This is a genomic window from Pseudoalteromonas sp. FUC4, from assembly GCF_008370255.1.
Classification (GTDB): Bacteria; Pseudomonadota; Gammaproteobacteria; order Enterobacterales; family Alteromonadaceae; genus Pseudoalteromonas.
This window is the reverse complement of record NZ_SEUI01000004.1, coordinates 73,227-98,800: the sequence shown is the minus strand read 5'-3', so window position 1 is coordinate 98,800 and position 25,574 is coordinate 73,227. Positions and strand designations below refer to the sequence as shown.

General features: G+C 39.2%; 23 protein-coding genes. 8 read left to right on the top strand and 15 right to left on the bottom strand.

What is annotated here, in order from left to right; genetic code table 11:
- Positions 1-21: 21 nt before the first annotated feature.
- A complete protein-coding gene (locus tag EU510_RS12665) occupies positions 22-234 on the top strand; it encodes a hypothetical protein (protein ID WP_149593789.1) in 213 nt (70 codons plus the stop codon).
- A 30-nt stretch (positions 235-264) separates the two neighbouring features.
- On the opposite strand, the gene EU510_RS12660 is transcribed toward EU510_RS12665, so the two are convergent.
- The 7 genes from EU510_RS12660 to EU510_RS12630 all read right to left on the bottom strand — a co-directional run bounded on the left by EU510_RS12660 (position 265) and on the right by EU510_RS12630 (position 8,912).
- Complete coding sequence (locus tag EU510_RS12660) at positions 265-1,191, bottom strand: hydrogen peroxide-inducible genes activator (RefSeq protein ID WP_149593788.1); 927 nt, start codon at positions 1,189-1,191, stop codon at positions 265-267.
- A gap of 82 nt (positions 1,192-1,273) precedes the next feature.
- On the bottom strand, positions 1,274-2,542 hold the full coding sequence (locus tag EU510_RS12655; protein WP_149593787.1) for an inorganic phosphate transporter: 1,269 nt from the start codon (positions 2,540-2,542) through the stop codon (positions 1,274-1,276).
- 39 nt (positions 2,543-2,581) lie between these two features.
- Positions 2,582-3,259 (bottom strand): TIGR00153 family protein, encoded by a 678-nt coding sequence (locus tag EU510_RS12650; RefSeq protein WP_149593786.1) that lies wholly within the window; start codon positions 3,257-3,259, stop codon positions 2,582-2,584.
- Positions 3,260-3,409: 150 nt separating this feature from the next.
- Positions 3,410-4,111, bottom strand: coding sequence for a phosphate signaling complex protein PhoU (gene phoU, locus EU510_RS12645; RefSeq protein ID WP_007586465.1), 702 nt, complete (start codon positions 4,109-4,111; stop codon positions 3,410-3,412).
- A gap of 46 nt (positions 4,112-4,157) precedes the next feature.
- Positions 4,158-4,985: a phosphate ABC transporter ATP-binding protein PstB gene (pstB, locus tag EU510_RS12640; RefSeq protein ID WP_002957840.1), complete on the bottom strand. Its 828-nt coding sequence runs from the start codon at positions 4,983-4,985 to the stop codon at positions 4,158-4,160.
- A 27-nt stretch (positions 4,986-5,012) separates the two neighbouring features.
- Positions 5,013-6,662: a phosphate ABC transporter permease PstA gene (pstA, locus tag EU510_RS12635; RefSeq protein WP_002957841.1), complete on the bottom strand. Its 1,650-nt coding sequence runs from the start codon at positions 6,660-6,662 to the stop codon at positions 5,013-5,015.
- A 15-nt stretch (positions 6,663-6,677) separates the two neighbouring features.
- Positions 6,678-8,912: an ABC transporter permease subunit gene (locus EU510_RS12630; RefSeq protein WP_149593785.1), complete on the bottom strand. Its 2,235-nt coding sequence runs from the start codon at positions 8,910-8,912 to the stop codon at positions 6,678-6,680.
- A 380-nt stretch (positions 8,913-9,292) separates the two neighbouring features.
- On the opposite strand from EU510_RS12630, the gene EU510_RS12625 reads away from it, so the two are divergent.
- A complete protein-coding gene (locus EU510_RS12625) occupies positions 9,293-9,799 on the top strand; it encodes a glycine cleavage system protein R (protein WP_149593784.1) in 507 nt (168 codons plus the stop codon).
- A 146-nt stretch (positions 9,800-9,945) separates the two neighbouring features.
- Here the strand turns inward: EU510_RS12625 and EU510_RS12620 are convergent, their stop codons facing one another.
- The 7 genes from EU510_RS12620 to EU510_RS12590 all read right to left on the bottom strand — a co-directional run bounded on the left by EU510_RS12620 (position 9,946) and on the right by EU510_RS12590 (position 19,252).
- Entirely contained in the window at positions 9,946-10,401 is a 456-nt protein-coding gene (locus tag EU510_RS12620) for a hypothetical protein (RefSeq protein ID WP_002957844.1), read from the bottom strand.
- 205 nt (positions 10,402-10,606) lie between these two features.
- On the bottom strand, positions 10,607-13,726 hold the full coding sequence (locus EU510_RS12615) for an efflux RND transporter permease subunit (protein WP_149593783.1): 3,120 nt from the start codon (positions 13,724-13,726) through the stop codon (positions 10,607-10,609).
- An 8-nt stretch (positions 13,727-13,734) separates the two neighbouring features.
- Positions 13,735-15,288 carry an efflux RND transporter periplasmic adaptor subunit gene (locus EU510_RS12610; protein ID WP_149593782.1) on the bottom strand — a complete coding sequence of 518 codons (1,554 nt, stop codon included), beginning with the start codon at positions 15,286-15,288 and terminating at the stop codon, positions 13,735-13,737.
- Positions 15,278-16,654: a TolC family protein gene (locus EU510_RS12605; RefSeq protein ID WP_149593781.1), complete on the bottom strand. Its 1,377-nt coding sequence runs from the start codon at positions 16,652-16,654 to the stop codon at positions 15,278-15,280. The genes EU510_RS12610 and EU510_RS12605 overlap by 11 nt, the downstream gene beginning before the upstream one ends.
- 258 nt (positions 16,655-16,912) lie before the next feature.
- A complete protein-coding gene (locus tag EU510_RS12600) occupies positions 16,913-17,275 on the bottom strand; it encodes a hypothetical protein (protein WP_262501228.1) in 363 nt (120 codons plus the stop codon).
- 94 nt (positions 17,276-17,369) lie between these two features.
- A complete protein-coding gene (locus EU510_RS12595; RefSeq protein WP_149593780.1) occupies positions 17,370-17,984 on the bottom strand; it encodes a paraquat-inducible protein A in 615 nt (204 codons plus the stop codon).
- Between the two features lie 2 nt (positions 17,985-17,986).
- A complete protein-coding gene (locus EU510_RS12590) occupies positions 17,987-19,252 on the bottom strand; it encodes an EAL and HDOD domain-containing protein (RefSeq protein ID WP_149593779.1) in 1,266 nt (421 codons plus the stop codon).
- Between the two features lie 447 nt (positions 19,253-19,699).
- Between EU510_RS12590 and EU510_RS12585 the strand changes: the two genes are divergently transcribed.
- Entirely contained in the window at positions 19,700-20,266 is a 567-nt protein-coding gene (locus EU510_RS12585) for a PhnA domain-containing protein (RefSeq protein ID WP_007586451.1), read from the top strand.
- Between the two features lie 119 nt (positions 20,267-20,385).
- Positions 20,386-21,204, top strand: a complete 819-nt coding sequence (locus EU510_RS12580) for an META domain-containing protein (RefSeq protein WP_149593778.1) — start codon at positions 20,386-20,388, stop codon at positions 21,202-21,204.
- A 104-nt stretch (positions 21,205-21,308) separates the two neighbouring features.
- On the opposite strand, the gene EU510_RS12575 is transcribed toward EU510_RS12580, so the two are convergent.
- On the bottom strand, positions 21,309-22,148 hold the full coding sequence (locus EU510_RS12575) for a 23S rRNA (adenine(2030)-N(6))-methyltransferase RlmJ (RefSeq protein WP_149593777.1): 840 nt from the start codon (positions 22,146-22,148) through the stop codon (positions 21,309-21,311).
- A 238-nt stretch (positions 22,149-22,386) separates the two neighbouring features.
- Between EU510_RS12575 and zapB the strand changes: the two genes are divergently transcribed.
- The 4 genes from zapB to EU510_RS12555 all read left to right on the top strand — a co-directional run bounded on the left by zapB (position 22,387) and on the right by EU510_RS12555 (position 25,533).
- Positions 22,387-22,617 carry a cell division protein ZapB gene (gene zapB / locus EU510_RS12570; RefSeq protein ID WP_002957855.1) on the top strand — a complete coding sequence of 77 codons (231 nt, stop codon included), beginning with the start codon at positions 22,387-22,389 and terminating at the stop codon, positions 22,615-22,617.
- Positions 22,617-22,922, top strand: a complete 306-nt coding sequence (locus EU510_RS12565; RefSeq protein ID WP_149593776.1) for a cell division protein ZapA — start codon at positions 22,617-22,619, stop codon at positions 22,920-22,922. The genes zapB and EU510_RS12565 overlap by 1 nt, the downstream gene beginning before the upstream one ends.
- 63 nt (positions 22,923-22,985) lie before the next feature.
- A complete protein-coding gene (locus EU510_RS12560) occupies positions 22,986-24,008 on the top strand; it encodes an MBL fold metallo-hydrolase (RefSeq protein WP_149593775.1) in 1,023 nt (340 codons plus the stop codon).
- A 55-nt stretch (positions 24,009-24,063) separates the two neighbouring features.
- Complete coding sequence (locus EU510_RS12555; protein ID WP_149593774.1) at positions 24,064-25,533, top strand: LysM peptidoglycan-binding domain-containing protein; 1,470 nt, start codon at positions 24,064-24,066, stop codon at positions 25,531-25,533.
- Positions 25,534-25,574: the final 41 nt, after the last annotated feature.

Here is a 25,574-nt window from a genome sequence, read left to right as displayed (position 1 = left end):
TAAGCTTTTAAGGAGAAAGGTATGACACAACTAGTTATGTTGTTACTGATTATACATTTTGTAATTGCGTATCAGTGTTATCGCTACGCGAATATTAAAGGCTACCCAGTTAAAGTTTTTACTGTATTAGGCTGTGTGCCTTATTTTAATTTAGTGGTGTGGATTTATTTACTATTTTTACCCGGACTTGAGCCTTTTGAAAGCCATCTTCAAAATCAAAAGCAGCCTTTATAGGCTGCTTTAGCTAACTTATTAGTTCACGTATTATTCTGCTTTAGAAAAATCTAAACTACATTGCCGCTTTAAAAACACCTCAAGCTGTTGACTAAATAGCCTAAAATCACGGATACGTCCCGTAGTTTTACGCCACAGGATGCCAATATCTCTATATGCATCACTTTGTGATGGTGTGGCCACCATATTTTTATTATCTAAAATACCAGCATTAATCGCCATTTGTGGTAAAAAAGTCACCCCGAGCTGATGCTCAACCATGCTTAATAGAGTATGTAAGCTTGCCGCTTCAAATGGGTTAATACAACTGGCACGATTTAAATGACATGCACTAAGCGCGTGGCCTGTCATACAGTGCTCACGCTCTAGTAGGAATACGCTTGCCTCTGGTAATAGATTAAAGTCGACTACGCCCTTTGCAGCGCTGTAATCCTTATGGTGCACTAAACTAAACTGATCCTTTGCCAATACTTGTGTATGAAATTTATCTGTTTCGTACGGCAGTGCAAGTAGCGCTAAATCAATATGCCCATGTTCAAGTTTATCCAGTAGCTTGTCACTCGTATCTTCTATTAATACCAGCTCTAAATCACAGAAGGTTTCTTTACAAAAATGATAAAGCGGAGCCGCTATAAAGCTTGCAATTGTAGGTATAACACCCACGGTTAACTTACCATTTAGCGGTGTTAAAAAGCTTTTTGTAAGTTCTTTTAAACTAATTGTATCGTTAATTATTTTACGAGAACGCTCAACAACTTCTTCACCAATACTGGTAAACATAAGGCTGCGATTTTCACGCTCAATTAGCTGACACCCTAGTGTTTCTTCAAGATTTTGAATTGCACTACTTAAAGTAGATTGTCCTATAAAGCAAGCACTAGCGGCTCTACCAAAGTGCTGATGTTGATGAACAGCTAATAAATACTGTAGTTGTTTAATACTTGGAAGGTTAGTCATTTTTTCTTTCCACAAATAAAAAGACCCCAACACCTAGGGCATTGAGATCTTTTCAAGCTAAAAGTCTTTGAGTACTTTTTTATTAAACCCCAAATGCGGTTCTTAGTACGTAGAAAATAACAATAGCAAGGGCAGCGCCAACTGGCAATGTAATTACCCAAGAAACTACAATGTTTCTGATAACACCCATATTAAGCGCGCCAATTCCACGTGCCATACCTACACCTAATACCGCACCCACTAAGGTTTGAGTAGTAGAGATTGGCATACCAGTACCTGAGGCAATAACAACGGTAGAAGCAGCAGCTAGTTCGGCAGCAAAACCACGGCTAGGTGTTAAATGTGTAATACCTTCACCGATTGTTTTGATTACTTTTTTACCTAAAATAGCAAGGCCGGCAACAATACCAAAACCACCTAGAGGTAGAATCCACCAAGCAATAGCTGCTTTTTTAGCAATTTCACCATTGTTTTCAACAATGTTTACAACAGCTGCTAATGGACCAATTGCATTAGCAACGTCATTAGAACCATGTGCAAATGCCATACAACATGCTGTTAGTACCATAAGAACAGCAAATACTTTTTCAACATTGTTGAACTGCATTTGTTTATCTGCTTTTGGATCAATATTTAAGCGAGATATAGCAATTTTACCAATCACAGCAACAACTATTGCAACAGCTACTGACAGTGCATAGCCTTCAGCTGAGCCTAGGTCTATACCAACGTGCTTTAAGCCCTTTTTAATTGTAACCAATGCCATGATAAAACCTGCTAAGCCCATATATAGAGGAACATAACGTTTAGCATTTTTTAGTGGTGCATCTGTATTAAAAATAAGTTTTTGTGCACTCATAAATATTAAGTATGCAATAAAGCCAGATATAGCAGGCGTTATAATCCAACTACCTACAATACCACCTACTTTATCCCATTGAATCGCCTCAGTACCTACTGCAACTAACGCAAAACCAATGATTGCACCAATGATTGAGTGAGTTGTTGATACAGGCCAACCTAAGAACGAAGCCATTAATAACCAAGCACCGGCTGCAAATAAAGACGAAATCATACCCAGAACCATTAATTCCGGAATATCTGCAAATGGTGCTGCATCAATAATTCCCTTACGAATTGTTGATGTAACCTCACCACCTGCTAAATAGGCGCCTGCGAATTCAAAAATCATCGCTATAAAAATAGCTTGTTTGATTGTTAACGCTTTTGAACCTACAGATGTACCCATGGCGTTCGCTACGTCGTTCGCGCCAATACCATAAGCCATAAAAAAGCCGACTGCTGCGGCAATTAAAATTAATACCGTGCCGTAAGATGCAATGATATCCATTGTAAAACCTTAATCTTTCGTGTTTGAACTGATTTTAAATTAACGAGCTAACATCAGCTCAAGACGTGATCCTACGCGCTCTGCAATATCTGCAAGCTCGCCAACCCATTCAATGATTTTGTATAGAAACATCACATCAATTGGATTTAACTCACCCTCTACTGCACGTAGCTGGCGGCGTACTTTTATCTGCATTTCATCCGTGTCTTGTTCTATCGCATCCAATTCTACTAACATTTTTTCTACTAAGGTCACTTCACGACCTTTAAAACCTGTTTCTAGCAGTTCTTCTAACTCGTTGATTGCTTTAGATGCTTGTTTAGTCGCATCAACACAGCGAGTTAAATAAGCTAAAAAATCTGCTTGCATTACTTTAGGAATAGTCATTTCACGACCAATCACTCGTCCTGCAATGTCTTTTGCTTTATTGGCAATTTTATCTTGTTGAGTTACTAATTCGAGAAGATCTGTACGCTCTACCGGCATGAATAAACCACGTGGTAATTGTAAACGTATATCTCTTTTCATATCATCAGCTTCACGTTCTAAATTGCGAATAGTGATGCGAAGCTCTTCAGCTTGTACCCACTCTTCTTTAAATACGTGATTAAAAAAAGGTATCAAGGCTTTACTTGCTTGATGAACCTTCTTGATGTGTTCTTCCATTGGTTTGATAGGAGATTTTGCAAATACTCCTAAAAACGCGTTTGTAGGCATAACTGACCCTTTAATCAAATTGATATGCTTTGCAGCATGAATTTTACAGTATTAACCAAGATTGTGAACGCTTTTTATTATTTCACCATGGCTAACAATGCATAAAGCGGCACTAAGCCGCTTTAGTAAAAAAGAAAAATAGGTAAAAAATTATAGCGATTTTTCTATATCTTCTTGAGATGTATGACGAATATCTTTGCCATTTACAAAATAAATAATGTATTCCGCAATATTTTGACAGCGATCCCCTATGCGCTCTAATGAGCGAACAGACCAAACTAAGTCCATAATTTTAGGGATTGAGCGTGGATCTTCCATCATATAAGTCATTATTTGACGTGTGATAGCTTCATATTCACGGTCAACTTTTGCATCTTCTTTATGTACTTGAAATGCGCGCTGCACATCCATACGTGCAAATGCGTCTAGTACATCATGTAACATCTTTAAAACTTGGCGGCCCATATTCTCAATATTTACTAGCAAATCTTGTTGATCTTTAGTAAATGAGTCTAGTGCAACTTTAGCAATTCGCTCAGCTTCATCGCCAATACGTTCTAAATCTGCAATAGTTTTTGCAATTGCAATTACTAAACGTAAATCACTTGCTGCAGGCTGACGACGGGCAATGATACGCGTACATTCTTCATCAATGCTGACTTCCATTGCATTTACTTTGTAATCGTTCTGACGTACCTTTTGCGCAAGCTCAGCATCGTTACGGCTCACCGCATCGAGCGCGCTATTTAATTGCTGCTCAACTAAACCACCCATACTCAATACATGGTTACGTACATTTTCTAGTTCTTGGTTAAAGCGCCCAGAAATATGCTTATTAATATTATGTTCCATAGTTACCTTCTCTTTTAATCTTGTACAACACGCTATAACGGGCTAGTTAACCGTAACGACCGGTAATGTAATCTTCAGTCTTTTTCTTCGTTGGTGTAGTAAATAAGGTATTTGTGTCTGAGTATTCAATCAATTCACCCATATACATAAAGGCTGTTTGATCAGATACACGCGCTGCTTGTTGCATGTTATGTGTAACAATAACAACGGTAAATTTGTTTTTTAAATCGTTTATTAGCTCTTCGATTACCAAAGTAGAAATAGGGTCGAGCGCTGATGTTGGTTCATCAAGTAAAAGTACCTCAGGCTCAATTGCAATTGAGCGAGCAATAACTAAACGTTGTTGCTGACCACCCGACAAGCCAAACGCGCTATCGTGCAATCTATCTTTTACTTCATCCCACAAAGCTGCACCACGAAGTGATTGCTCTACCACTTCATCCAATTTACGTTTCTCTTTAATGCCTTGTAAGCGCAGGCCATAAACTACATTTTCATAAATTGATTTAGGAAATGGATTAGGGCGCTGGAACACCATACCTACATTACGACGAAGTGCTGCTACATCTACGCTCTTGTCGTAAATATTTTGACCATGGAGTAATATTTCACCTTCAATACGGCAAATATCAACCAAATCATTCATGCGATTAATACAACGCAGTAATGTTGATTTACCACACCCAGACGGCCCGATAAACGCAGTTACTTGGCCTTTAGGGATGTTCATATTTACTTTATTAAGCGCTTGCTTATCACCGTAGTAAAGATCGAGGTCTTTAATCTCTAGCGCTTTCTGGTCATCCGTTAAATTTTCTAGGTCTAACTTTTGACCAATATTAGCTTGGTTTACTTGTGGAGCGACTGTAATCATTTTTGTTACCTATAAAATCTTTACTAATTAGTGTTCAAGCGATCTGAATTTTTCACGCAAATGGTTACGTATACCAATGGCCGTTATGTTTAGGGTAATAATCACCGACACCAATAAAAAGGCAGTGGCGTATACCAGCGGACGTGCCGCTTCAACATTAGGGCTTTGGAAGCCAACATCGTATATATGAAAGCCTAAGTGCATGAACTTTCTATCTAAGTGAAAATACGGGAAGTTACCATCTAGTGGTAATGTAGGGGCCATTTTTACAACGCCTACTAACATTAATGGTGCAACTTCACCTGCAGCACGCGCAACTGCCAGTATTAAACCAGTCATAATTGCAGGGCTTGCCATTGGAATAATTATGCGCCATAACGTTTCAACCTTTGTTGCGCCAAGCGCTAGCGAACCGTCACGTACGGTACTTGGAATACGAGATAAGCCCTCTTCAGTCGATACAATAACAACTGGCAAAGTTAATATAGCAAGCGTTAACGCCGACCACATTACACCAGGCGTACCAAATACTGGCGTTGGTGCCGCTTCAGGGTAAAATAATTGGTCTAAGCTGCCACCTAACATGTATACAAAAAAGCCGAGGCCAAATACACCGTAAACAATTGAAGGCACACCGGCTAAGTTAATCACCGCAATACGAATCATCTTAGTGACTGCGTTTTTAGCAGCATACTCGTGTAAGTAAATTGCAGCGACAACACCAAACGGCGTCACTATTACAGCCATCAGCATAACCATAAACACAGTACCAAATATAGCAGGGAAAACACCGCCCTCTGTATTTGCTTCACGTGGGTCATCAGATACAAACTTACCTAGCTGCACAAAGTAGTGGCCTAGCTTTGCAAAAAAGCCCATGTCATTTGGAAACCAAACATCAAGCACTTGATACATTGGAATTGTAACTACTTCACCGCGCATATCTTTTACAGTTACGTGGTCACGTTTAGCTTGTTTGCGTAGTGCAAATAAATCTTTTTCAAGTACACCATACTGCGCACGTAATTCAGCACGCTCTTGAGCAAGCTCAGCAACACGTTCATCAGTGAGTGCGTTATCTAGTAAGTAGCCCTTTTCTTTTAAACGAAGACGTTCAAGCTCATAGTTAATATGCCCAATGTCACCATTTTGTAAATCAAGTGCTTCGTCGTTTAAATCCACGGCACGCTCTACAAGTTCATGTAGAGCTTCAATTTTATCGCCTTCGACTGGTTTACCATCTTTAATTACACTTTCAACATAACCATAAAAATTACCATTTTTACTACGCTCAAATACAGCAAGCGTTGCTGGCGTTGTTTTATTTTTAATGTCGGTTTCTAATATCCAACGAAAATCTAAATCTACATACTCACGATTACCTGTTTTAATAAGTAAGCGCTCTATCTCTTCTTTTTCAAATCCGCTAACGTCAATACCTGTTGCCGCTAAACGCGTTTTTGGTACTAATTCACGGTCATAAACTTCGCCAATAACGGTTTGTTTTGAAATTGACCCTTCAAGTTCAAACTGCACAACTTCTGAAGGCCAGAAAAAACTTAATCCTTTCCAGGCTATCATTGCTAATAAGCCTAAAACTGAAATTAAACTGATGCTCACTGCACCACCGGTCATCCAAATCCAAGGAGAACCAGACTTAAACCACTGCTTTACCATGTCATGTCTCTCCGCTTACATTGAGCTATATTTTTCACGCAGTTGCTGGCGAACAAACTCAGCGACTGTGTTAAAAATGAATGTGAATATGAATAGTACAAAGGCCGCTAAGAACAATATTCTGTAATGCGAACTACCTACTTCTGACTCAGGCATTTCAACGGCAATATTTGCTGCAAGCGTACGCATACCTTGAAAGATGCTCCAATCCATAATAGGTGTATTACCCGTTGCCATAAGTACAATCATAGTTTCGCCAACGGCGCGGCCAAGTCCCATCATTACCGCAGAGAAAATACCAGGGCTTGCTGTTAGTAATACAACACGTATTAGTGTTTGCCACTGTGTTGCACCTAATGCTAATGAGCCATTTGATAAATGCTTTGGAACACTAAATACGGCATCTTCTGCAATTGAGAATATAGTTGGAATAACTGCAAACCCCATCGCAATACCAACAACCAGCGAGTTACGTTGGTCGAATGTCATACCTAGCTCATTTGTTAAGTACTGACGTACATTGCCGTCAAACATCCAAAGCTCAACAAATCCACTCATCGCAAACGAAAACCAGCCAATAAGTAAAACGACCGGAATAAGGATAATTGAATGAGATCCTTCAGGAATTCGATGGCGAATTTTTGTTGGTAATTTAGTCCAAGCTAAACCTGTCGCTAACATGCCTAAAGGTAATAATATGAGTAACCCAACAATTGCAGGTAAGTGCTCTTCTATCAATGGAGCTAACCAAAGACCGGCTAAAAAACCTAAAATAACGGTAGGTAATGCTTCCATTATTTCAACCGTAGGCTTAACTACCTTACGTAGTTTGCTCGACATAAAGTATGCTGTGTAAATTGCCGCCGAAAGCGCAATAGGCACTGCAAATAACATCGCGTAAAGGGCTGCTTTTAATGTACCAAACGAAATTGGCACTAATGAAAACTTAGATTCAAAGTCATCACTGGCTGATGTTGACTGCCATATATAACCTGGCTCTGGGTAACCTTCGTACCATACTTCTTGCCAAAGCGCTGACCAAGTAACTTCTGGATGCTCGTTATGTATTTCTAATACTGTTAGTTTGTTATCCGCTAAAATTAATGCAGCATTTGAACGCGGTGAAATTGCAAAGTTTTGTATTGCGCCTTCACTTACTTTACCTTGCCATAATTTTGCTTCGCTTGTTGTGTAGTACACCCCAAGCTCACCGTTACTGCTGGTCGTAAAAAAAGTACGACGGTAAAACTCTGTAAATACATTTAATTTATTTTGCTTAGTCGTTTCAAACGAACGTATTTTTTGATATTCACGGCCAGTGTCAGTGTTTACTTCAAACCACTGCGAAACTTCGCCGTTATCATTGGCAAGCATGAGTGAGTTTGCACCTGCTAGTAATTGTGCAGATACAATATTGGCATTTTCTTCGTTAGCTGAAAGTAACTGAATCTGCTCTACATCACTTGGGTCACGTGTATCGTATACATAAACTTGATTAGCAGAACGTACAAAGGTACGGGTTGTATCTGGCGACATTAATAGCTCATCTACACGCCCTTCAACATCTAGCTCTGTACGCTCAACAACCCACTCTACTTCGCCAGTAAACATATTTTCTTCAGCAACAAAACTACTAAACAGCACCCGCTTGTCTTCTGTAAGTGCGACAACAGCAGTTCTGTCTTCATAGTGGCTAAATGCAAAGCGTTTAATAGCTGCGCCTTGTTCATCTACTTCCAGAGCCATTTCCCCTAGAGGAAAGTCTAAACGAGGCGTTAATTTACGCTCGTTATTAGGAAAGGTAACCAAAAATTTAGGTGCTACCACCATTACAGTGCCATCTTTTAAACCAAACGCATAATGCCCTTGAAAAGGCGCGCTAGTGGCAAAGCTTGTTGCATCACTTGGTAACTCGGCGTTTAATGTTTTAAGCTTTTTACCAAAGCTGCCATCTTGCACACTGTAAAAATCAACCTGCCCCTGCAGACTTAATAAATAAGCAACTTCAGTTTGCTCTTCTACACCTAGGCCTGCTATTTGCTGCGAATTAGCGACCTGAAAGCTATCGCGTTTTTCTACTTTTGCTGATTCAAAAATTGGCTGTACTACATAAAGAAGGTAGAAAAATATTAATAGCAGTGCTACCAATACCATTATCCCACCTGCGGTTATACCAAATTTGGCAAACCGATCTTTAAATAGACGGCTTCGATCCGTATTAAAAGTCGGTTTATTCGGATTTGAAGTCATCAAAACACCCTTAAATCTTAACGTTGCATAAATTATATTTCATCAAGATGACAGTAATGTTACAGCAGTAATAATAAGCACGTTAAAACGGTTTTAGATAAAACTAGCGAAGAAAATCGCTAAATAAGTATCATATAGATGATTTTTAAGTGAACTAAATTATAAAATAATTGGACAAAGCATTTATCGAGGTCAATACTAAAAGAGTACTTACTAAATAAAAATGACTATTAATACCGCGTATAGTCAACACAACTATATTCATTTTTATTATTTTAAAATCAACGATTTATAAAAAGTGCAACAACACACAATTTAGATTAGACAATACACTTAATGCCTATGCATTTACTTTCTTTGGCTTAAAAAGAGAATTATTTATGAAGCAGTTGGTTATAACTATTCTAGGGCAAGATCGCCCTGGTTTAGTAGAGAGTATCTCATCCGTCGTGTTACAAAATCATGGCAACTGGCTAAGCAGTAACTTAAGCCATTTATTAGGTCATTTTGCAGGTATTATTCAACTTGAAGTTGCTGAGGAGCACTTTCAATCATTACAAAGTGCTTTAAATAAGTTACCTAAGCTAGACGTTCGAATTGAAACCGGAAACACAGAAATTGAATCATCAACATTAGAGCAAATCAATCTGGTTATAACAGGTAACGATCGCCCTGGTATTGTTCAAGAGTTGGCAAGTGTAATACGCCACAAAGGCGCTAACATTACTCATTTAAATTCAAGGCAACAAAGTGCGCCTAATTGGGGGGTGCCTATTTTTAGTGCTGTTGCTACTGTTACTTTACCCAATGGTATGAATAAAGATGAAGTCATTGAAGCATTGGAATCAATAACAAGTGATTTAATTGTAGATACAGAAGAAGTTTGACCTCAATTTATGCGTGCCATACAACTGACACGCATACCCTTTTAGTCCACCAAAATGCTCTGCAGGTTATTTAACGCAGACATAAAATAATCACCTTAAAGCTAATAAGAGCAAGATAAACTCAATAATCCCGCTCTTTTATAAAGCTACATATCCATATGACGATTCGTACTTTGCATCATTTGCTTTATACCTTGCTTTTCCAGCTCTAGTATTTGTTGCAGCTTTTCTTGGCCACTTTGAGTTTCAGCGCGCTCAAGTAGGTATTCGTATAATTCAATTACCTTTTGATGCTGCTCTGATAAGTAAGCTTGAATAACTTTCTCATCAAATTGCTGGTCTTTACTAATGTCTTCGAAAGTAATTAGCTCAGGATTTTTAGCAAAGTATTCATAACAGTACGTATCGAGCGTATTTATTTCGGTTATCGCTTTAAACCCGACTAAATCTTCAGCGAGTTTTTTTTCGTAATTTAGGTAGTAGTCCACCAGCATTGCATTATGTTCATCGAGTAAATCCTTTACGCTATGAAAATTAGCCGCCATTTGCGTATGAAACAAAACGGTCCAATCGTATACCTCTTTAATTGTTTTAACTTGCATGTGCATTCCTTACTTAGTTGACTGTATAGGTACTACATTGCGTAAAGCGTGCCAATTAAAAAAACATTTAAAAACAGAAGGTTATTTTTAAAACGAATATTAATTAGCAATTTAATAGAATAACTTACAAATTATAGGTAATTTTTATAGAGCAATGCGTGGGTAGTAAACACACTGCACAGCTCTATCGTCTTGTTGCTTTATATTATTTAAGTCCTTGTTTGCGCCACAGCAAGTAAACAGCAGGAATAACAAGTAAAGTAAGTACAATTGCACTTCCCATACCGCCAACCATAGGCGCTGCTATTCGGCTCATTACTTCGCTTCCGGTGCCTGTGCCATATAGCACAGGCAGCAAGCCAATAATAATGGTCGCGACAGTCATCATAACTGGGCGTACTCGAAGCCCTGCTCCTTCAATAATAGCTTGCTGTAATTGCACTAAACTAAGTGGCTTACCAGCCTGCTCTGCTTCGAGGCACTTTTCTTGATAGGCTTGGTTTAAATACACCAACATAATGACCCCTATTTCTACCGCTACCCCAGCTAAGGCAATAAAGCCTACACCTACTGCAACTGAAAAGTTAAAGCCCTCTAAATACATTAGCCATACGCCACCAATCATTGCCAGTGGCAACGTAGCCATAATAATAGTGACCTCAGCAAAGCTTCTAAAATTAAGGTAAAGCAACACAATAATAATCGCTAATGTAAGTGGTAATACATAAGTCAATTTGTCTTTAGCGCGCTGCATGTATTCATACTGCCCAGCCCATGTAATTGAGTAGCCAGCAGGTAGTATTAGGTCTTTATCGAGCACTTGCTGAGCGTGCTCAACGTAAGTACCAATATCAACGCCATCTATATCAATAAAACTCCAACCGTTTAAACGTGCATTTTCGCTTTTTATGCCAGGCGGTCCATCTTCAATAAATACATCAGCTACATCACCAAGTGCTATACGCTGCCCTGTAGGCGTTACAATGGGTAACAACATTAGCTCTTCTGGCGAGTCTCTGTATGCTTGCGGGTAACGCAAATTAACAGGGTAACGCTCTTGCCCTTCTACGGTTTGAGTTACGTTTGTACCCCCTATTGCAGTAGATACAACTTGCTGTACGTCGCTAATATTTAAGCTATAACGCGCGGCTTTTTCACGATTTATATCTACTTTTATATAACGTCCACCGGCTACTCGCTCTGAGTAAACCGATGCAGTACCTTGCACATCCTTTAAAAGTACTTCTATTTGTTGACCAATTTTTTGAATTTCACTCAACTTTGGTCCCGCAACTTTAATTCCCACAGGGGTTTTAATACCCGTTGCGAGCATATCAATACGTGTTTTAATTGGCATAACCCACGCATTTGTAAGCCCAGGAAACTTAACCAAACCGTCGAGTTCTTTTTTAAGTTTTTCAAGAGTCATACCTTCGCGCCATTCGTCTTTTGGTTTTAACTGAATAAACGTCTCTATCATTGTAAGCGGCGCAGGATCTGTTGCTGTTTCTGCTCGCCCAACTTTACCAAATACTGTTTTAACCTCGGGCACTGTGGCAATTAACTTGTCGGTTTGCTGTAGTATTTCGCGCGCTTTACCTACCGATAAACCAGGATACGTTGTGGGCATATACATTAAGTCGCCCTCATCGAGTGGCGGAATAAATTCACTGCCTATTTTGTTTACCGGATAAAAGCCAATAACAGAAACAACCACCGCGAGTACCAATGTCATTTTTGGAAATTTAAGCACCCAGTTAAGTAGTGGACGATACGCTGCGACGAGTAATCGGTTAACTGGATTTTTTTGCTCCGAAATAACTTTACCTCTAATAAAGTAGCCCATTAATACCGGCACTAAGGTAATCGCAAGCCCAGCAGACGCTGCCATAGCATAGGTTTTAGTGTAAGCCAGTGGCGCAAACATACGTCCTTCTTGCGCTTCTAAAATAAATACCGGCATAAAGCTGACGGTAATAATTAATAAACTAAAAAATAATGCAGGACCCACTTCACTTGCCGATTTAGCCACAACTTCCCAGCGGTTTTCGTTGGTAAGAGGCGTTTTTTCCATGTGTTTGTGCATATTTTCAATCATGACGATAGCGCCGTCGGTCATTGCACCTATCGCTATTGCAATTCCCCCTAAAGACATAATATTGGCGTTAATCCCCTGCCAATACATAATGATAAATGCCGTTAAAATGCCAAGCGGTAATGTGATAATTGCCACCAATGATGAGCGCACATGAAACAAAAACACCACACACACCAAAGCAACTACAATCAGCTCTTCAATTAGCTTACTTGTTAGGTTATCTACCGCGTTATTTATTAAGTTGGAGCGATCGTGCACAGGGACTATTTCAACGCCCTCTGGTAATCCCTTTTTAAGCGACTCTAACTTTGCTTTTACCAGTTCAATAGTTTTTTGTGCATTTTCGCCATAGCGCATAATAACGATGCCGCCGGTTACTTCGCCTTCACCATTAAGCTCTGCAATACCGCGGCGCATTTGCGGCCCAACTCTAATATCAGCTACATCACGCAATTGCAGCGCAGTACCATTAGCGTTTACACCAAGCGGAATAGCTTCCAGGTCGGCAACACTCTTAATGTAGCCGGTGCTTGTTACCATGTATTCAGCTTCAGCCATTTCAACTACTGAGGCACCCATCTCTTGGTTGCCTTGTTGAATAGCGGTTTGAATAAGGCTAAGCGGAATACCATATGCACGTAATTTATCGGGCTCTACATTAACTTGGTATTGCTTAACCATGCCACCAACAGCAGCCACTTCAGATACACCAGGTACCGTTTGTAATTCAAACTTTAAAAACCAATCCTGTAAGCTTCGTAGCTGACTAATATCGTGTTTATTTGTTTTATCAACCAGTGCGTATAAGTAAATCCAACCTACGCCTGTTGCATCGGGACCAAGCTCTGGCGTAGCGCTATCGGGCAATCGGTTTGCTGCTTGGCTTAGGTATTCTTGTACTCGGCTACGCGCCCAATACAAATCAGTTTTTTCGTCAAAAATAACGTAAACGTACGAGTCACCAAAAAACGAAAAACCCCTTACAGTTTGTGCACCCGGCACAGAAAGCATTGCTGTGGTGAGAGGAAATGTGACTTGGTCTTGCACTACTTGCGGCGCTTGCCCCGGATAAGTAGTTTTTATAATGACCTGAACATCAGATAAGTCAGGCAAGGCATCCACGGGCGTATTTTTTATCGCAAACAACCCTCCACCCAGTAAAATTAATGTAAGCAACAACACAAAAAAGCGATTGCTAACGGACCAGCGAATAATGGCAGTTATCATAATGGCTCCTAGTGAGAACTGTGTTGCATAGTAGAGTGATCAATCGGCTCTGCGTTTTGCGCTTTAGTAATTACAAATTCGTCATTAATAATGCTAAAAGTAAAATTAATATACTGGGTATTTTCAAACTGAGTAATATCAATATCTGGCGCTAATACAAAGTCCATTGTGGCGGGTTCTCGATTCCATTTTTCAATGGCTTCTCGGCTAATATTAATAATGCGATTTTGTGTATCTATTGCGTTAATAGTGCCGTTAACCGTGGCGTTTTGTGGCTGCATATCCATGTTCATATTCGAGCCTGAACCAGAATCCGACCCCATACCTGAGCTAATACCAGAACTAGGTATTTCCATTCGTTTAAAGTCGGAGCTTTTGCTCGACTCAGAGTCTATTAAAAATTGCGCTGAGGTCACTACCGTGTCACCTGTCGCTACACCTGACAAAATGACCGCTTCATTACTATTAATTTGCCCAACTTCGACTTCTACTGATTTAAAACGACCCTCACCTAATGCAATAACCACACGGTTTTGATGCTGCGTGCGGATTACCGCTTCTTTAGGTACTGTAAATTGCGCTTTACTCGCTTGAGCGTGAATGCTCACTTGTGCAAACATATTTGGTTTTAACCGATGATCTGCATTTTCAAACCTAAGCCTTACACGCAGAGTCCGGTTTTTAGCATCAAGCGCGGGGTAAATGTAATCAACCTTACCTTCCCACTTTTGACCTTTTAAGTAATCAAGCGTCATTGTTACAGGTAAGCCCACGCTAACCTGTTCTGATTGGCGCTCGAACACTTCTGCCTCTACCCAAATTTCATCAAGCTGAGCAATACTCATCATTGATGTGCCTGGTTTAACGTAAAAGCCTTCTCTTACTGTTAGCTCATCTACCACACCACTTTGCTTTGCGTAAAAAGTAATGTTTTGCATTATCTTTTTATTTTTTTGTAAGCGCTCGATAAATCCATCAGACACATTTAACGACTCTAAACGCGCCTTTGCAGCGCGAATTAACACGGTATTATTACGATTAACCGCCAGTAAAAGCTCTTCCTGTGCATTCACCAATTGTGGTGAATACAATGTATATAAAGGCTCACCGGCTTTAACTTGTGCACCTTGCGCTTTAACGTACAAGCTTTCAATCCAGCCCTCTACACGCGGATGAATGTGAATAAGTTGGTCTTGGTTATATTGCACATAACCCACAGTATTTATATCGCTGTGAAGTGTTTTAAGCTCTACTTTGGCGGTTCTTACACCTAAGTTATTAATGACTGCAGGCGAAATAGTTACTGCACCTGGTCCATCCTGAGCGTTGCTATCGTTTTCATATACAGGGACTAAATCCATTCCCATTGGCGAAAGCCCTGGCGCGTCACGCCTGTAATTACTATCCATAGGGGCTACCCAATATAAGGGCTTTTTTTCAGCGCGTTGCTGTTCATGCATTGCCGAGCTGCTAGGTAAAAACTGCATCACTAAGGCGCCAATTAATGCAAATGTGCCCGCACCGACTAAGGCTGCAACAAGTAACTTTAAATTAGTATTCATTATGTAATTCTCCAGTTTTATCGCTCATTACTTGGGGGTCTAAGCTACTTGCATAATAATTAAGGCGGGCGGTAATAATATGTTGATCTACTTGAATATTCAGTGCATCAATTTTGGCGTTAAGCTCACTAATACGCGCGCGCATCACGTCAGAAAAATCCCCATCGTCGCGCGTATAAGCATTTAATGTTGCTTGAGATTGCTCTGACATTTGCGGTAATAACGTATTTTGATAAAGCGCATCGCGTTTTTGCAAACGAGCGAGTTGGCTAAACTCCTTAAAGTACATGCCTTTGAGTTTTTGAAGCGCCACCAGCTTTTGTGTTTTAGTAGCTTCTGCACTGGCAATAGCCGATTTAACCTGTTGATCTTGTCTGTTATCAGTAAACAATGGCAAATCAATGCTAAATCCTACTGAAAGTAAATCAGCTCGCGACTCCCCTATAGGCGTATCATCTCGGTAACCATAACCTACATTAACGCCCATTTGAGGTTTGTAACTTTGCTTGGCGAGTGCAACTTCGGTTTGCTTTGCGGTGACGGTTTTTTCTATCGCAATAATTGCGGGATGCGCCATAAGCAACTGTATTATTTTATTAAATTCAAGATTTTCAAAATTAACAAGCCCTGTTGTTTTAGTAAACTCGGTGCTTAAGGGCTGCATAAGCATATTCATAGGTAACCACTGTGCTAAACGGTTTTTAGCACTTTCAAATTGCTGCTCAAGCATAACCAGCTTATCTTCAAGGCGAGTGAGCTCTAATTGCGCACGAATAATATCTTGCTGGCGTGTTTTACCTAAGGTACTTGCGTAGCTTGCCTCGGTAATTTCAATAAGCTGAGTAAATAGCCCTTTATCTTGCTCAATTAAAGCAATACTTCGCTGAGCACGATACGCGTTTAACCACGACTCAATCACAATTACTTTTACTTGTGCTAAGCGATCGGCGCGCTGCCAAGAATATTGTTGAGCAGACTGAGCTAATGCCTTTTTTTTAAGCGCTAAACTATTCCCTCGGCTAAACTTTTGGCTCAAATCAACTTTAAGCTGCGTCATCCCTTCTTGATCAAACGCATAACCGTTAGTAGGTAAGTTAAGTAAGCCAACCGTTAAAACAGGATCGGGTAAGGTGCCTGCGGCAATACTTTGCGCTATTGCGGCATCTTCTTGGTAGCCACTCGCTTTTAGCCATGGCTCATGCGTTAGTGCATAATTAAGCGCTTGCGTTAAGCTAAGCGTTTGCTCATTGCGGGCTTGCTTTAGCGTATCGATATTTAGGTTATTTTGATTGTTTTGCGCATTAACAGCTGTGCTAAATAACACAACACTACATAATACGGCTTTAATACTTACAGCGTGGTTCATCACCTGCTCCATCTAAAAATAAAAGAAATTCTTAAATTAGGAAGCAAAAAAGGTGTTTAGGAGTTTTACAAAAACCTTTTATATCAATTGCATTGAATTAATGATCTATTATTGCGGTAGGGAAATAGCTCTATAACAAGGAAAAAATTACGCAGTATAGTTGCTTTATATAAGTAATTTTTAACGCAGTTAGAGAGTTATTTAACTCGCTAGAATGAGCATGTTTTCAATAAAATTGATATTACACCTATCCTGCTATTAAGCAGACATAGGAGGGCGGTAGAGTGAACGAGGTATATTAATTTGTGTAGTAAATACACTTACATTTACTTTTTCAGATTCAAGTAAGGTAACGCTAAATAAAGTATCAACATTAAGCATTGAATTAGCAGCGCAGCCACCCATAGGGCATTTGCAATCGTTTTGTGGCGTACTTTCGTCGTCGCAACAATCCATCTGCATCATATTTTCAGACATGCTAGCGACAGCTGTTATATCACTACTTTGTGTCATTGGCATTTGGGCATGCATTGCTGTTTTGGTTGGCATATGAGGCATTTCGCATACCATAGCTACAGACGCAACTGCCTGACCCACAAAAGTGAGCAGCAAAGTTATCATGAGTAAACTAGAGTAAAAACGTTGCAACATTATGCCTTTTAATAAATTTTAAAATGATTGTAAGATAACCTAACAGCAACCACAAATACTTTAATTATTTAGACTGCGGTTTATCGGGTGTTTTGATTAAGTTACTGGCGATAATTGCAAATATACAATACGCGCTAAAATACCAAAACCCTTCACCAAATTGGGCATTCATAACAAGTAGCTCGCCACTTTTACCATGCGCGTTACCTGCTAGGTAAGTCACTATTAATGCAATAACAAATACATCAACCATGCTCCACTTACTTAATGCACAAATAACCAGACCGAGCTTTTGCTTAAACCCATTCAAAGGTAGGCAACAATAAAGCAATTGTAATAGCAGCTTCAGGCTTGGAATAACAATAGAAAACAACCCCACTAAAGCGGCTACAAATAAATTATTATTGCTGGCAAGCTCTTTAACTGTGCCTAAAATACTTTGTGTTTTGTTATAGGCGCTAATCTCGCCCTCTAACTTATCAAGCCCTAGCATATTCGAGAACATCATTAGCATACTGCGAGTCCGGCCATCACCCTCTTCAGCCAGCATTTCAATACCCGCTTGCGCTAATTTTGATTTATCTATGTTGCCCTCTATTGTTAATACTGGTTTTGTAATACCAGGAAACAATAAACAAAGAGCAACCACTACACTTATAACCGACAACCAATTACGCATATTTATTCTGCTATTGCCTCAATAATGTCATCACTGTATAAAACAGCATCCAGTAAAAAATTAAATATATCGCCAATGTGCAGCTCTGAGTTTATATTGGCCAAATGGACCATAGCTTCATCTATATTATCTAATTCAAACTCTTTTATAAGCGATAAACAGTTCCCTAAAATACCACTCTCTAATAATAACGCATCAGATATTGCAGTATCTAAAGTAAACTCTTTAACTATATCTTTTAAATCAGCATCTAAAATAGCATCAAGCACCGAGAACAAACCCACCAGATACCCTTGCTCGGTCAACTCTTTATTATTTTGCTCCAATATTAGCGACATAAATTGAGCCCGCGTTAATGCAAGCTTAGTTAATTCGGTTGGTTTTTCGACCCCCAACTCACTAATGGCTAATACGCGAACAAATTGTCTTATTGTATCTTCACCTAAATAAATAACCGCTTGTGAAATAGACGTAATGACTAAATTTGCTTTGCCTGAACGCGCGTTAGCTAGCTTTAAAACCCTTGCTGTTATGGCTACATCTCTAGCTACACGTTGGTGAACTTCTTTAAAGCAAAGCGTTTCTTTTGCTGTAAAACGCAATAGATCAAAAACGGTTAGCTTTGAAGGCTCTACACCTTTATACGTAATCATTTCTGGGCGAGAAAAAAAGAACCCCTGAAATAAATCGCAGCCTGCCAATTTTAATGTATTAAATTGCCCATGCGTCTCTATTCGTTCAACAATTACTTTTGCATGTGGATTTGCGCGTTTTATTTTTTTAATGCGCATATTGGTTTTAATAACCGGATCATCTATCTCAATTTTAATGTAATCAACATGTGCTAACAGTGGCTCCCATTTTAGATCGCCATCGTAATCATCTAACGCAAAAACATACCCTTCTTTTTTTAGTTCTTGCACACGCTCAGCCACCGCCGGAATATTACCCGTGCGCTCCACTATTTCAATAACACTATTTTCTGGCAATAAAAGTTTGGGGAAATTATCGAGAATAGTTTCTGATGACAAGTTTATAAAAGCTAAATGATGTGCGGTAAGTCTATCTAAACCGACCAACATTAAAGCATTAAAAAACAGGCGGCTTGTCGCATGCACATCAGAAGTGCCTACAGGAAACGCATTATTGGCTGAATCTCTATAAAGCAGTTCGTACGAAAAAACATTCTGATCTATATCAAAAATAGGCTGCCGCGCGACAAACTGAGTTATTTTTTGGGCCTCATCAGAGATATTATGTAATTTCACTTGGCTCTAAACCTATAAATAAGAGATGGCAAAACAGCCAATAGTACGTGTACTTTAATGCAACTTGCATAAGATAAACATAGTCGTCATTACAAAACAGCTAAAAACTACACAACACTCATATAATAACTTTAATATAAAAGGTGGCGCTTTGACCAACTTTATTCAAATATTAAAGGTTTATCCTTTGCTACTTATATTTTCAATTTTAGCAAAGCCTAACACCACGCCTTTAAAATATAATGTGAGAGTATTAGGCAACCATTATCAATTTTATAAAAATGATTCGGGCAAACTAGGCATCCCCCCGGGGATAATCAAAAAAGCATTAAAGATAAGTATATGAGTAATATACCCACACAAAATTAAGGGACTAATGGCACAGAGCTCCTGTTTTGGAGTATAATAGCAGCAAATGTTAACTCGACCAGAATCAGAAAGAGCCCCATGAGTATTGAAAAAGCCTTAATCGAACGTAGTAATAATCAATGTGAATTGTGTGCAGCCACCGAGAACTTATCTGTTTATGAAGTACCACCGGTAACTGAAACCCACTCAGATAAATGTATTTACACGTGTCAAACATGTAAAGATCAAATCGAGAATAACAGCGAAATAACGCCTACACATTGGCACTGTTTAAACGATAGCATGTGGAGCCAAACGCCTGCAGTACAAGTTGTGGCTTACAGAATGCTTTCGCGTTTAGCACCGGATAATGGCTGGGCACAAGATGCGCTAGACATGATTTACCTTGAAGAAGACACACTAACGTGGGCTAAAAAAGCACTTGCTGAAGATGACGATTTAAAGCATGTAGATAGCAATGGTGTAGTACTTCAAGCAGGCGATACTGTAACCCTAATTAAAGACTTAGACGTTAAAGGTAGTAGCCTTACCGCTAAACGTGGAACAGCTGTTCGTAATATTGGCCTAACCAGCAACCCTGAACATATTGAAGGGCGAGTTGACGGCCAGCGCATTGTTATTTTAACTAAGTTTGTTAAAAAATAATCGCTTTTTTGAATTATCAAAGGCGCTAATGCGCCTTTTTTTATGTTTAAAATAAGTTAAGGAATGATTAAGTCACTAGGTAATACACTAGGGGATAATATTGAGTAAGGATAACAAACATGGAAAAGCATCAAGCAGTACATTCACGTAAAAAAGCACTTACAGGACTTAGTTTATTAGCACTGAGCGCTTTTGCTATAACCGGTTGTGATCAACAAACTAAGCCGACTGAAAATACAGAGCAAGCAAAATCAATATCTACTCTAACTACCCAAGTTAGCTACAAAGATCGCAGTATGCTTCGCCCCGGCTCACAGTTAATAGTTACGCTTTCGGATGTATCTAAAATGGATGTAAAAGCCGATATAATCACACAAGAAGTGATTGATATTACCCAGGCCCCACCATTTACTGTAGAGCTTACTTATGATGCCGGTAAAGTTAACGATAAACACCACTATAATCTAAGCGCCAGAATCATAAATAAAGACAAAGTACTTTACACAAGTACAACAAATAACGACCCATTTAGAGAATCACAGCTAACTGCCCCTTATAAAATTGAGCTTTCAAAAGTATCCGTTGAAAAGCCAGACGTAACGCTTACAAATACGTACTGGAAAGCAATAACAATAAATGCTCAAACAGTAAATGTTACAACTAAAGAGCCGTTTATTCAGTTCGACAAAGACTACCGTGTTAATGGCTTTTTAGGCTGTAATAATTTTAGCGGAAGTTATAGTACCGAGCAGCACACAATTACACTTAGTCAATTAGCGAGTACAAAAAAGATGTGTTCGGAGAATATGGACCAAGAAGCAGCTATGTCTAACGTACTTAACAATACTTCAAAGTGGGAAATTACAGGCGAGTCACTGAAACTTAAAAACAACAGCGGTAATACGCTTGCTACTTTTAACGCTGTTTATTTTAATTAATACCAAAGCATTAAACACGACTTTTTAGCACATCGGTTCAAGCTTTAAATAAAACGCCCAGCAAAGCTAGGCGTTTTATCATTCATTGTAAGCGCTATTTAAAGCTACTCATCAACGAGTTGTTCACTTCTATAAAAACCACTTGGCTCACTTAACAAACCAACAAGTTCAGGCATTATTGCATCCATTGTTTGCTTTAGCTTCCATGGAGGGTTAATCACAATCATGCCAGATGCTGTCATGCCGTGTACGTCAGTATCCGCTTCAGTGCCTAGTTCAAATAGCTGAATGTTGCGCATTCCTGAATCAATTAAACTCTTCTCCATATTATCAATGCGTTCTCTATCAACAACCGGATACCAAATCATGTAAGTACCTGTAGCAAAACGCTGATGAGCTTTAACTAAGGTTTTTACAACCGTTTCGTAGTCATCTTTAATTTCGTACGGTGGATCAATTAATACACAGGCTCTGCGAGATGCTGGTGGTAATAACCCTACTAAGCCGGTAAAGCCATCTTCTCCGCGCACACGAATAGAGCGCTTACCTTGCATATTTTCTTCAAGTAATAATAAATCGCGCGGGTGAAGCTCAAAAAACCAGCCCTTATCTTGGCGGCGCAAGTAATGCTCTGCAATTTTTGGTGAACCTGGATAAAATGCAAGCTCGTCAGTGTCGTTAAATGACTTAATTAATTCAATGTACTCATTAAGCTCAGCATGTTCACTTTTATGTTGCCAAAGTTTTTCAATACCATCTTGATACTCTTGCGTTTTTTGCGCATCAGCAGCTGCCAGTTCAAAAAAGCCAGCACCTGAATGCGTGTCTATATAATCAAGCGGTTTATCTTTAATTGTTTGATAATTTAGTACTTGTGCCAGTACTAAATGTTTAAGTACATCGGCAGGATTACCCGCATGAAATGAGTGTCTGTAACTAAGCATTATTTATTTTCGCCATACGCAATTTAATATCGTAAGTGAACCATAAGCACTAGGCTTTGGCAACTTACACCAAGATAAGAGAGTGTTAAAGTGAACCATTTCTGAATGAAAAAGCTCATATACTGAATTATCCCTTAACGCAGAAGAAAAATCAGCTAAAACCACCGTAAATGCTGGCAAATCAACACACTTTGCTTTACATTTGCATGACATTAATTACAGTTATATGAGCGCCTTTATGAACAACACTACTCTTCAACAACTCGAACAACTGATCGATTCTTTAATCGAACGTAATAATCAATTACAAACAGATGTTGCTACTTTAAAAGAACAGAACACTAAACTAAGCGATGAAAACGAATTACTACAGCTTGAAGCTTTAGAAAATGAAGAAAAGCAAAAAGATGCCAGCACTACTTTATCTGGTCTTCTTGATAAATTACAAAGCGCACAACAGGCTAGCTAATGTCTGAGCTGCAAAACCAGCGGGTCACTGTTGAGTTGCTAGGTAAAGAGCAGCAATTTGCTTGCCCCGAAGGGCAGGAAGATGCATTAATAGCAGCAGCTAAAAATCTAAATGACTTAGTTGAGCAAATGAAACAACGCTCAACCGTTAGAAACGATCAAAAAGCCCTATTAATGGCAGCATTAAACTTAAGCCACGAATTGCTAGAAGCAAAAACACAGGCTACAGTTGAACAACAGCATCAAGACCAATTGATTGATAAACTCAGTCAGCATTTGACAAATGACCCCAAACACCAAAAATAAAAAGCGCATACTGCGCTTTTTGTTTATTATTAAAGTAATTAAACCTCAGCGTAGAGATAATAAATGAAGTTAAAACTTTCAAACATAACCTCTTCATGTAAGCACTTACTATTGGCATGCACCTTACTATCAATAGCACCAAACACCTACGCTGCCGTAACTTGGAATACAATAAACCCTCATATTCAGTTTTTAAAGCAACAAGACAAGCTTCGCTTTTACGACTCTAACCAAGTATTAATTGAAGGCGAAAAATGTGCCCTACTGGTTGATACGAGTGCCAATTTTGCTGCAGTTGAACAACTTGCTGAAGATTTAAAAAAACGCCTTAAAACACCTTTATGCTATTTGGTTGCCACGCATTACCATGACGATCACTTGCTAGGTATGGCGGTTATGCAAAATTTTTATCCTGATGCCAAGCTCGTTGTTCATCAGCAAGTAAATAAAAATTTTAGCCTTTACCAAACAGCATATACCGACAAACTAGACACCTATGAAAAGAGCATTGAGCTGAGCTACCAACGGTTAGCGAATGTACCCAAAGAAGAGCAATCTAAATGGCGTGATAAGTTAAAGCTTGCAAAAAAGCGACTTTTTCGCTGGCAGGAGTATCAGCTTAGCCAACCCGAAATAGTAATTGATAGTCGTAAAATTATCGACCTTGGTGGTTTTGAGGTAACGCTTGAGCCGCAGCAAGCGCATACTAACGGTGATTTAACTATTACTACTAATAATGGCAGTGTACTGATTGGTGGCGATATCGTTGACTGGCTTCCTTATCCTGGTCACGGCGAACTTAAAAGTTGGCAAACGTTGCTTAAGCAATATATTAACGACGAAAAGCTCGCTATTATTATACCGGGCCACGGCGGCACATTAACAAAAGAGCAGCTGAGACAGCCACTATCATTTTTAACAGCCATAACAGAGCATGTTAAAAACAATAAAGATCAAAGTATTGAGCAATTAATGCTGTCGTTTCCTGAATCAGTTATTAAGCCCTATAAACAAGAAGCGCTTAATATAAAATCGAGTAACTTTTTTTTACAAGCAGGCCTAAATCGCGTAAAAAGCGCGGAATAACTCAACACAACGGATTGTGTTAAAATAATAAAAGGAATTTACAAAAGTGATCACTATGCGCAGTTTGGTTTTATGTTGTTTGGGTATTTTGTTATTTGGTTGTCAATCAACGGAGCAAGAACCACAAGAAGCTCCACAAATATTTACTCATTTTGAGCCTGACTATACTTATGATACTGACGAGGAAATAGCTCAAACGCCTCAAGTTAATGAGATAGTTACGCCACTTCAATTCAAAAAAACAATCGTAAAAAAGCGCCCACCTAAAACTACCGATCTGTGGGTGCATATAGCCAATAATCTACACTTTACGATTTATCAAAATCGCGCCTTAAAAAAGCGTATCAGCTGGTATGCAAAGCAACCTAACTACTTACAAACGGTGAGCAAACGCGCAGCGCCTTATCTGTATCACATCGTAAAAAAAATTGAGCAAAAGCAATTACCTATGGAGCTCGCTTTACTCCCATTTGTAGAAAGCGATTTTAGACCAACAATAGCCTCATCACAGCAAGCTGTTGGTGTTTGGCAATTAGTTGGCGCAACGGCGCATCACTTTGGTGTTAAATCAGATCAATGGTATGACGGGCGCCAAGACGTACTTGCTTCAACCGATGCTGCACTTGATTACTTAAGTTACTTACATAAACGCTTTGATGGTAATTGGCTACATGCTTTGGCCGCTTATAATAGTGGTGAGGGCCGTGTTAAACGCGCAATCGAAAAAAACAAAAAACGCGGTAAAAGCACCGATTACTGGTCGCTCAGTCTGCCAAAAGAAACCGCTGACTATGTACCCAAGTTACTCGCTTTAAGCTATTTAGTTAAACACCCACAAAAGGGCATTAAACGCCCAAAGCTTGCATATAAACCATTTACAACACAGATGAATATAGGCCAGCAGTTCGATTTTTCAGTCATAGCTAAGCTCTCTGGTATAGGTTCAAAGCAGTTACATGCTATTAATCAGGGGTATTTAAAAAATCAAAGCTCACCTAATGGGCCGCATACTTTACTGCTACCTATAGGACAAGAAGCATTATTAAAAAGTCAGTTCTTCAAATCAAACTTTGCTGGAGAGTACATCGTTAAACAAAACGATACGCTTTACGGTATCGCTAGGCGTTTTAGTATGTCTGTAAAAGCGTTAAAACAACTTAATAATAAAAATAATAATTTAATAGGTGTTGGAGAAAAGTTATTAGTTGGACAACCTAAAACTCTGCCAAGCACATTAACTGTTGATTACAAAATCAGCCCTTATTTAGAACACCAAGAGATTGCGATCCCCACCATTGAAATAGATTACGAAGTTAAGTCGGGCGATAGCCTTTGGAGTATAAGTCAGCTTTACGATGTACCCCATAGCGACTTGGCAAAATGGAATAAGCTATCTGCATCGAGCATTCTAAAACCTGGTACTCAATTAGTACTGTTTATACCACAGGCTGAAAAGCAAAAAGCAGCACCCATAAAAAAAGATTTACTGCTAGATTTACAAAAAACACTAAATCAGCCACGTTAAGTTTATAAACAAGTATATTTCGCGTAAAATCGCGCCCTAAC